General features: G+C 69.7%; 10 protein-coding genes. 5 read left to right on the top strand and 5 right to left on the bottom strand.

What is annotated here, in order from left to right:
• Window positions 1-1,297, top strand: a 1,297-nt coding sequence (locus B7P34_RS06860) for a globin domain-containing protein (RefSeq protein ID WP_223267576.1), incomplete at its 5' end; no start/stop codon positions are given.
• Between the two features lie 16 nt (window positions 1,298-1,313).
• Here the strand turns inward: B7P34_RS06860 and B7P34_RS06855 are convergent.
• The 5 genes from B7P34_RS06855 to B7P34_RS06835 all read right to left on the bottom strand — a co-directional run bounded on the left by B7P34_RS06855 (window position 1,314) and on the right by B7P34_RS06835 (window position 5,488).
• Complete coding sequence (locus B7P34_RS06855; protein WP_106674897.1) at window positions 1,314-1,820, bottom strand: NUDIX hydrolase; 507 nt, start codon at window positions 1,818-1,820, stop codon at window positions 1,314-1,316.
• A 54-nt stretch (window positions 1,821-1,874) separates the two neighbouring features.
• Window positions 1,875-2,774: a LysR family transcriptional regulator gene (locus B7P34_RS06850; protein WP_106674896.1), complete on the bottom strand. Its 900-nt coding sequence runs from the start codon at window positions 2,772-2,774 to the stop codon at window positions 1,875-1,877.
• Between the two features lie 40 nt (window positions 2,775-2,814).
• Window positions 2,815-4,299 (bottom strand): tyrosine-type recombinase/integrase, encoded by a 1,485-nt coding sequence (locus B7P34_RS06845; RefSeq protein ID WP_106674895.1) that lies wholly within the window; start codon window positions 4,297-4,299, stop codon window positions 2,815-2,817.
• The gene (locus tag B7P34_RS39670; RefSeq protein ID WP_223267577.1) at window positions 4,269-4,781 is read right to left on the bottom strand and encodes an ImmA/IrrE family metallo-endopeptidase; all 513 of its coding nucleotides are present in this window, start codon (window positions 4,779-4,781) and stop codon (window positions 4,269-4,271) included. Before B7P34_RS39670 ends, B7P34_RS06845 begins: the two co-directional genes overlap by 31 nt.
• Window positions 4,782-4,912: 131 nt before the next feature.
• Window positions 4,913-5,488 carry a helix-turn-helix domain-containing protein gene (locus tag B7P34_RS06835; protein ID WP_106674894.1) on the bottom strand — a complete coding sequence of 192 codons (576 nt, stop codon included), beginning with the start codon at window positions 5,486-5,488 and terminating at the stop codon, window positions 4,913-4,915.
• A gap of 233 nt (window positions 5,489-5,721) precedes the next feature.
• Between B7P34_RS06835 and B7P34_RS06830 the strand changes: the two genes are divergently transcribed.
• Genes B7P34_RS06830 through B7P34_RS06820 form a run of 4 tightly spaced genes read left to right on the top strand, consistent with a single transcriptional unit; the run spans window position 5,722 to window position 7,473 of the window.
• Window positions 5,722-6,039, top strand: coding sequence for a helix-turn-helix transcriptional regulator (locus tag B7P34_RS06830; protein ID WP_223267575.1), 318 nt, complete (start codon window positions 5,722-5,724; stop codon window positions 6,037-6,039).
• Complete coding sequence (locus B7P34_RS39275; RefSeq protein WP_286157452.1) at window positions 6,036-6,158, top strand: hypothetical protein; 123 nt, start codon at window positions 6,036-6,038, stop codon at window positions 6,156-6,158. Before B7P34_RS06830 ends, B7P34_RS39275 begins: the two co-directional genes overlap by 4 nt.
• Window positions 6,155-7,054, top strand: a complete 900-nt coding sequence (locus tag B7P34_RS06825; RefSeq protein WP_106674893.1) for a YqaJ viral recombinase family protein — start codon at window positions 6,155-6,157, stop codon at window positions 7,052-7,054. The genes B7P34_RS39275 and B7P34_RS06825 overlap by 4 nt, the downstream gene beginning before the upstream one ends.
• Entirely contained in the window at window positions 7,051-7,473 is a 423-nt protein-coding gene (locus B7P34_RS06820) for a hypothetical protein (RefSeq protein ID WP_106674892.1), read from the top strand. Before B7P34_RS06825 ends, B7P34_RS06820 begins: the two co-directional genes overlap by 4 nt.
• Window positions 7,474-7,494 lie beyond the last annotated feature (21 nt).

Below are 7,494 nucleotides of genomic sequence, written 5' to 3'. Positions count from 1 at the left end.
GCCCCCCGCCGCTCCCCCTTCTCCCCCGCCCGAGCACCAGTGGCCGCTTGAGCACCAGCGACCGGCCGAGCACCAGCGACCGGCTGAACATCAGCGCCCGGCCGAGCCGCCGCCCGACCAGCGGTTCCGCCCCGCTCCGGCCCCCGCCCCCGCGGCCGGAGCAGCGGAGTCACCCGACACCCACGCCGTCCGCAGCACCCTGGCGGAGCTGGAACCCGTGGCCGACAAGGCCACTTCGTACTTCTACGCGCTCCTGTTCATACGGAATCCCGATCTCCGCGCCCTCTTCCCCGTGGCCATGGACACCCAGCGCGACCGCCTCTTCAAGGCGCTGCTGACCGCCGCCCGGCACGCGGACGACGCCGTCACCCTCACCACCTACCTCTCCCGGCTCGGCCGCGGGCACAGGAAGTACGGCACGCGGCCCGAGCACTATCCCGCCGTCGGCGAGTGCCTGCTCGCCGCCCTCGCCCGCTACGCCCCCGCCACCTGGAACGAGGCCACCGAAGCCGCCTGGGTGCGCACGTACACGGCGATCTCCCAGATCATGATCGACGCTGCCGCCGAGGACGAGGAGCAGTCCCCCGCCTGGTGGCAGGCCGAGATCGTCCGCCACGAGCTGCGCACGCCGGACATCGCCGTCGTGACCGTACGGCCCGATCAGCCGTACCCCTTCCTCGCGGGCCAGTACACGACCCTGGAAACCCCCTGGTGGCCGCGCGTGTGGCGGCACTACTCCTTCTCCGCCGCGCCCCGCCCGGACGGGCTGCTCTCCTTCCACGTGAAGGCCGTCCCCGCGGGCTGGGTGTCCGGCGCCCTCGTCCACCGCGCCCGCCCGGGCGATGTCCTGCGGCTCGGTCCCCCCGCCGGTTCCATGATTGTGGACCACAGCACTGACAACGGCCTGCTGTGCCTGGGCGGCGGCACCGGCATCGCCCCGATCAAGGCGCTCGTGGAGGACGTCGCCGAACACGGTCGCTGCCGCCCCGTCGAGGTCTTCTACGGGGCGCGCCACGCCGGCGACCTCTACGACATCGACACCATGCTGCAGTTGCAGCGGGCGCACAACTGGCTCTCGGTGCGGCCGGTCGTCTCCGACGGCCCCACCCGCGGCCTGAGCGGCGAACTCCCCGCCATCGTCCGCCAGTACGGGCCCTGGCCCGCCTACGACGCCTACCTGTCCGGCCCGCCCGGGATGATCCGCAGCGGTGTGGACACGCTGGTGGGCATCGGCATTCCGTCCCACCGCATACGTCACGACGAGATCGGCGGCCTCATGGCGGCGTCACCGGGCTGACCCGCGGGAACCGCTGCTACCCCAGGTCGTCGGCCAGCAGAGCCCGTACGCCCTCGATGTTCGCGTCGAGGTAGGCGCGCAGCGACGGGGGCACCAGCTCCACCGAGGCGATCCCGGCCCGCGTGAAGGGGATCCGCACCACCTCGTACGTCCCGCGCGGCTCGTCGACCTCGGGGCCGTGGCGCTGCGAAAGGTCCATGGAGGCGAGCCGGCAGACGAAGAAGTGCTGCACCTTGACGCCGTGGGCGGCGTGGTGGAGGGAGTGGGTGACGGTGTCGACGAAGGCGGGGACGACATCGACGACCTTGGCGCCGAGCTCCTCGTCGACCTCGCGGTGGAGCGCGGCGACCACCGTGGTGTCCTCCGGCTCCATGCCGCCGCCGGGGGTGATCCAGTACGGCGCCTGACCGGGTTTGGTGCGCTTGATCAGGATCATTTCCAGGGCGGCGTGGGGCCCGGGATCGCCGCCGCTGTCGAGGAGGATGGCGCGAGCGGTGCGCTTGACCACTGGACGTTCGGTCATAGGGGACATCTGCCGCGCAGGGCGGTCGGCGAAACCCCTGGCGGCAGCCCTTTCTCACCAGGAAACGGCAGCGCGCAGCAGCCACTCGTGTGCCCGTGCGAGGTGCGGGTGGGCCAGCGTGCCGGTCCGCACGACGAGGAAGTAGGTGCGCAGCGGGGGGACGGGCGGGTCCAGGAGGGCGACGAGTTCGCCCGTGTCGAGGGCGTCCTCGCACAGGTAGCGGGGCAGCACGCCGATGCCGGCGCCCGCGATGACGCAGGAGAGGACGGTCCGGAGGTCGGGCACGACGACGCTGCCGGAGGCGACGGGCTCGGTGTCGAAGACGGCGGCCCAGTAGCGGGTGACGAGCGGGAGGGTCTCGTGGACCTCGACCACGGGCAGGTGCGCAAGGGCCCGTACGCCCTTGTCGCGCACGACGGCCGGTCCGCCCAACCGCGCCGCCCAGCGCGGCGCCGCCACGAGGACGTGCTCCTCGTCGCAGAGCGGGGTGGCGGTCAGCAGCCGGCCGCGCGGGCGCGCGGTGGTGATCGCGAGGTCGTGGTGGCCGGCGGACAGGCTCTCGAAGAGCTCGTCGGAGGTGCCGTGGGCGACGCGTACGGTCAGGCCTTGCGCGATGAGGGGAGTGAGCGCGGGAAGGGCACGCAGGCCGGTGAACTCGGGAGGGCCGGCGAGGTGGAGGGTGCGGTGCGGCGTTCCCTCCTCGTCGATGCCCGCCTCGGTGATCTCCAGCAGCGCGTCGACGTGCGGTGCGATCTTGTGGGCCAGTTCCTCGCCGGTGGTGGTGGGGCGCACGCCGCGGGCCAGGCGGAGGAAGAGGGGGCGGCCCAACTGCGTCTCCAGCGTGCGGATCTGGCCGGTGACGGCGGGCTGGGAGAGGCCGAGGAGGGCCGCGGCGCGGGTGAAGGACCCGGCCCGGTGCACCGTGACGAACGTGCGCAGCAGGGCCAGATCCATGCCGTCTCCCCTGACTCGGTGCTTGCCGGTCGTAGGGGAACTATAAATAAGTCGATAGGGCGGTGTCGCCGGTGTGATTGGACACTGACGCTGAGTCAACTAGCCTTGACCGAGTGGTCATTCGTGCGGGGGTCGCGCGTCCGGCCACGACGGCTCGAGTCAAGAGGGGGGAGACTCGAGCCGTCCCCCCTACTCGCACTGCCTGACCTGCGGGTTTGTGGTGCGGGTAGGGCTTCCAGATGTGCTCTGGGGAGAATCTGGGGAGTTTCAGCGCCGGGGGAGCAGCGGGCGCCGCGGGCGGGACGTAGCCCATCATGCGGTCGACGGCGTCGGCCCCCTTCTTGCCGGACTGCGGCATGAAGTGCGCGTAGTGCTCGAACGTGATCGTAGGCGTCTCGTGGCCGAGCCAGTGAGACAGCGTGACGATGTCCTCGCCGCCCTGGAGCACGGTGGAGGCGTACGTGTGGCGCGTGACGTGGAAGCCGAACTTGCGGGGCATCTTGAACGTCCCGCGCCGGGCTCCCGAGGGCGGAGCGGGGATCACGCCGGCTTTGACGAGGGCCGGTTTCCAGGTGCGCAGGTTCCAGGTGTTGAAGTTGTTCGCCGCCCCGTTGACCGTGGTCATCACCAGGCGGTGGGTCTGCGTCTCCGGGGCGGTCGATTCGCCCCACGGCAGCTCTACCGCGACGGGCGGAAACTTCGCCATGTGATCACGCGCCTCCGCCTCGACGGAGGGGGCCATGGGGACGACGCGGGTCTTCTCGCCCTTGGGGAGCTTGTAGAAGATCTTGTTGTTGATCATCTGCACCTGCCGGCGCACATGGATCACATGCTGCTCGAAGTCGAAGTCCTCTTCCGCGAGACCGAAGACCTCGCCCTGCCGCAGGCCGCACCCGGTGCCGAGCACGACTGACAGGCGATGGCGGGGGGAGATCGCCGCCAGGACCCGCCGGACGACCGCCGCGGCCCACGCTTCCCGCTTCTCCTTGATCTTCTTCGACGGGAAGACTACCGACTTGGATCGAGCCGGGTTCTGCGCAATGCGCTTATCGTCCACCGCGACATCGAGGATGTTTCGCAGCGTCGAACAGATGCTGTGTGCATAGGTGTTGGCAAGCTTGGCCACCTTGTCCAACTGGACGATGAACTTACGCACCACCGCGGCATCGATGTGAATCAGGGACAGGTGGCCGACGAAGTTGTGGATGTGGTTGAGCTGGTGGCGGACGTTCCGCGAGCTCTTTTCCGTGCCACCTTTGCCCTCCAACCACACGGTGGTGATGTACTCGGAGAGGGTGATGAGGCCGTCGCGCGGGTCGGCGAAGGTGCCGCGGCTTACATCCGTCTGAGAGGTGGAGAGCCACGTCTTAGCGTCGCTCTCCAGCTCGAACGACCGGTCCGCGATACCGGGTATGCCAGCCACCCGGTATCGCATGCCTTTCCCGTAACGGGCAGTCCGCTTGCGCTTGCCGGTGACCGGGTCTTTCTTCTTGGTCAGCCAGCGATCCTCAATGTATCCAGGCACTCAAGGTCTCTTCTGTGAAGGCGGAGCCGCACCCGAAGCATGTGCTCCGTGACTTGCAGCTCCTGCGCTGCTTCTTCGTAGGAATCCGCCCAGCGCATCGCGGCCTCAAGGGCAGCGGTGGAGATCAGCCGACGGGCCGCAGCCTCATCGGCGCGGCTTTCCTGTCGGCGGCCCCAGATGTGGGCGGCGGGGTGTTCAACCGCGCGGCAGTCGACGTCACCGCGGTGTGCGTGCTCAACCTCGTGGGCGAGCGCGCACCGCTCTTGGACGGCCGTAAGCCGGTTGGCAAGGAGGATCAGACGACGGGACGGGACCCACCACGCCCATGAGTCGGACAGCTCCGCGTACCGGACGTGCAGGCCAAGCTGCTCAGCCCGCTCCAAGGGGGAGTAGGGCTCCCCGGCAGATTCGGGCACGCGGGCGCACACGGGGTCAGGGGAAAGCCGTGCCGTTGCGGCCTTCCGGTTGTAGGCATGGGTCATCATTCGCCCCCCCATTTCAAGCTGTTAAGCGGCCGTCCGATCATGAATCGGCTACACAGATGCGTGCAAGTGGCATTTACAGTGGTATTTGCTTGAAATGGGGTTGTGCTTGGGACGAACCTGTTACAGGTTTACAGGTTTTCGCCGTCAAACCGGCGAACGGCCTCGTCCACCGCGCTGCGGTCGCTCTCGGGACCTCCGTCGCCCTTGGCGGAATGTGCAACCGCCTCGAAATGCTCCTGGGTCAGCCGTGGGCGCTCCGACTGCGCGCGCATGGTGAAGGCGAGGAGCCTTTGGGTGGCTGCCTCAAAATCTGCGATCGCCTCCGGCGGGGCTCCGTGCTGCTGACATGCCATCTGGAACTTGAGTGCGCCGTACATGGCTCGGGCGACCTCATCGATTCCGCTCATGGCGGGCTTCAGCTCCGCCTCCACCACGGGTGCAACCACAGATACCTCGGGGGCCGAGGTCGGGGCAGGCATGCCGGATAGAACGTCGTCGACGCAACTGGGCGCCCAGCCCAGCGCGGTCGCGATGAGTGTCAGGGTGTACGGCCGCCGACCTTTCGGGGCGGTACCTCGCTCGGCGTTCTTCACGCTGCCCACGGACACGCCGGCGCGTTCGGCGAGTTCCTGCTGGCTCAGGCCCTGGCGTTCCCGCTCCTGGCGCAGGGCGGCGCTGAGTATCGGCCAGCGCTCTTGTGGCATGTCGGTCACGATCCTTGCCCCGTCGTTGGCTAGCCGTGGTTTCCCCGGTCGTGGTCAAAGTACGTCCCCCTTCTCTTGATCTGCAACGCGTCGAAACGCGCCGCAACGCCATGGAACGCCATGGGGCCATCGATGTCAATCGAATGGCTTTTAACGCTTGTTTCGTTGTCTTTCGTTGTCTAAGTTGATGGCGCGGGGGGCAACAAGGCCCCCGCTGAACCCAGGGGGGTTTTGTGATCACTGGCGCCGTCATCGCCTCATCCGCGGCCCATGCAGACGTCATCCGGCCCGCTGTCCTGCGCACCGCGCAGGCCGCCGCCTACCTCGGCGTGGCCATCCCGACCCTGCGTACCTGGCGTCACCGCCGCCGCGGGCCCAAGTCCTTCCGCATGGAAGGCCACGTTGTCTACCGGCTCGTTGAACTCGATGCCTACTTGGACGCGTGTGAGGCGGCCGACTCCCGGTCGAACCCGGAGTTGAACCCGCTCAACCAGGCGCGGCCGAAGCGCGACCGGTCCGGCCGTCGCGTGAGTGAGCGGTGGGCGGCATGACCGCCTGGGTCATCGTCGGGTCCCTGCTCGTCGGCGGGGCGACCTCGGCGTGGCTCATCCGTACCGAGGGCATGCCCGGCCGCCGACGCGGCCGGCACCGCGGGGGTGACATCCGATGACTACACCGCAGATACCCGCCGCCCGTCTCCTGGGCACCTTCGCCCCGGGCACGGCCGAGTGGGACCGCGCCCGCTCGGGTCTCGTCATCACCGCCACAGAAGTTGCGGCCGTCATGGGACTTTCGCCCTGGCGGACCCGCGCGTCCCTGTGGCACCGGAAGGCCGGGACCGTCCCGGCAAAGACGGTCGCATCAACGGTCGCCATGAAGTGGGGCACCCGCCTGGAGCCCGTGATCGCCGACGTCTTCGCGGAAACCCACCCGGACCTCGCCGTCCACACCACGGGCACGTGGGCCAACCGGGCCCGGGGCTGGCAGCGCGCCACCCCGGACCGCATCCTCACCCCCGCCGACGGCGGGCCGGCGTCCCTGCTGGAGATCAAGACCAGCCGCTACGAAGAGGACTGGGCCGGCGGCGTTCCCCTCTACTACCGCTGCCAAGTCCTGTGGCAGCTCGACACCCTCGGCCTCGACGTCGCACACGTGGCGGTCCTGGTGGCAGGACAGGACTACCGCGAATACACCGTCCCTTACGACGCTGCCGAGGCTGAAGTGCTGCGGGAGTCGGCAGCCGAGTTCCTGCGGAGCGTGGCCGCGGGCGAGCCGCCGCCGGCGGACGAGCGCCCGGCCCCGCCCCCAAATTCCGGGCGCGTGCCGGAACCGGTGGGTGACGTCGACATAGCTCCGGACCTCGCCGAGGCGTACCGGTCCGCGGTCCTCGACGCCCAGCGTGCCGACGCCCGGAAAACAGACCTCGCCACCGCCGTCCTGGCCGTCATGGGCGATGCCCGCCACTGCCGCGCGGCCGGACAGAAGATCGCCACCCGGTCCGTGCGTCCCGACGGCAGTACCCGGTCCCTCATCCCCAACCGCACCTACATGAAGGCAACAGCATGACCAGCTCCACGCCGGCCGCCGCCGTCCACACCGTTCGGGACGACGCCGCGACCACGCCCGAGGAAGCCGCCCCGCCGGGCGCGGTGCACCTCGACCAGTTCCGCGCCCAGCGGCGCGCCAACCGCCTCCTCGCCCGCATCCGCGCGGCGGCCGGTCGCGACCAACTCGCCCTGGTGCAGGAACTCATCCTCGACCACGGCCTGACGGAAGGGGAGTTCTCCGCCAACGACTTCCGCCGTCAGCTTCCGGACGACCTGCCCCACGGCCTCCTCGGCGCCGCGGTGCGCGGCCTGGCCGCCTCCGGCGCGATCACCGCCACCGGCCGGACGGTGCCGAGCACGGCGCCGGCGACGCACGGCCACCGCATCACCGTCTACCGCATCACCGCGGCGCCGGAGGAGACAGCACCCGCGGCGTGAACACGCCCGCCCGGTGACCGG

Origin of the sequence: Streptosporangium nondiastaticum (assembly GCF_003011965.1) — a bacterium.
Taxonomy (GTDB): domain Bacteria; phylum Actinomycetota; class Actinomycetes; order Streptomycetales; family Streptomycetaceae; genus Streptomyces; species Streptomyces nondiastaticus.
The sequence above is the reverse complement of the archived record's forward strand: the minus strand, read 5'-3'. Positions and strand labels throughout refer to the sequence as shown.

Bases quoted from the DNA above. Each gene is read 5' to 3' on its own strand.
- B7P34_RS06855 (WP_106674897.1), bottom strand. From the start codon at position 1,820: ATGACCGAACGTCCAGTGGTCAAGCGCACCGCTCGCGCCATCCTCCTC.
- B7P34_RS06850 (WP_106674896.1), bottom strand. From the start codon at position 2,774: ATGGATCTGGCCCTGCTGCGCACGTTCGTCACGGTGCACCGGGCCGGG.
- B7P34_RS39670 (WP_223267577.1), bottom strand. From the start codon at position 4,781: ATGACCCATGCCTACAACCGGAAGGCCGCAACGGCACGGCTTTCCCCT.
- B7P34_RS06835 (WP_106674894.1), bottom strand. From the start codon at position 5,488: ATGCCACAAGAGCGCTGGCCGATACTCAGCGCCGCCCTGCGCCAGGAG.
- B7P34_RS39275 (WP_286157452.1), top strand. From the start codon at position 6,036: ATGACCGCCTGGGTCATCGTCGGGTCCCTGCTCGTCGGCGGGGCGACC.
- B7P34_RS06825 (WP_106674893.1), top strand. From the start codon at position 6,155: ATGACTACACCGCAGATACCCGCCGCCCGTCTCCTGGGCACCTTCGCC.
- B7P34_RS06820 (WP_106674892.1), top strand. From the start codon at position 7,051: ATGACCAGCTCCACGCCGGCCGCCGCCGTCCACACCGTTCGGGACGAC.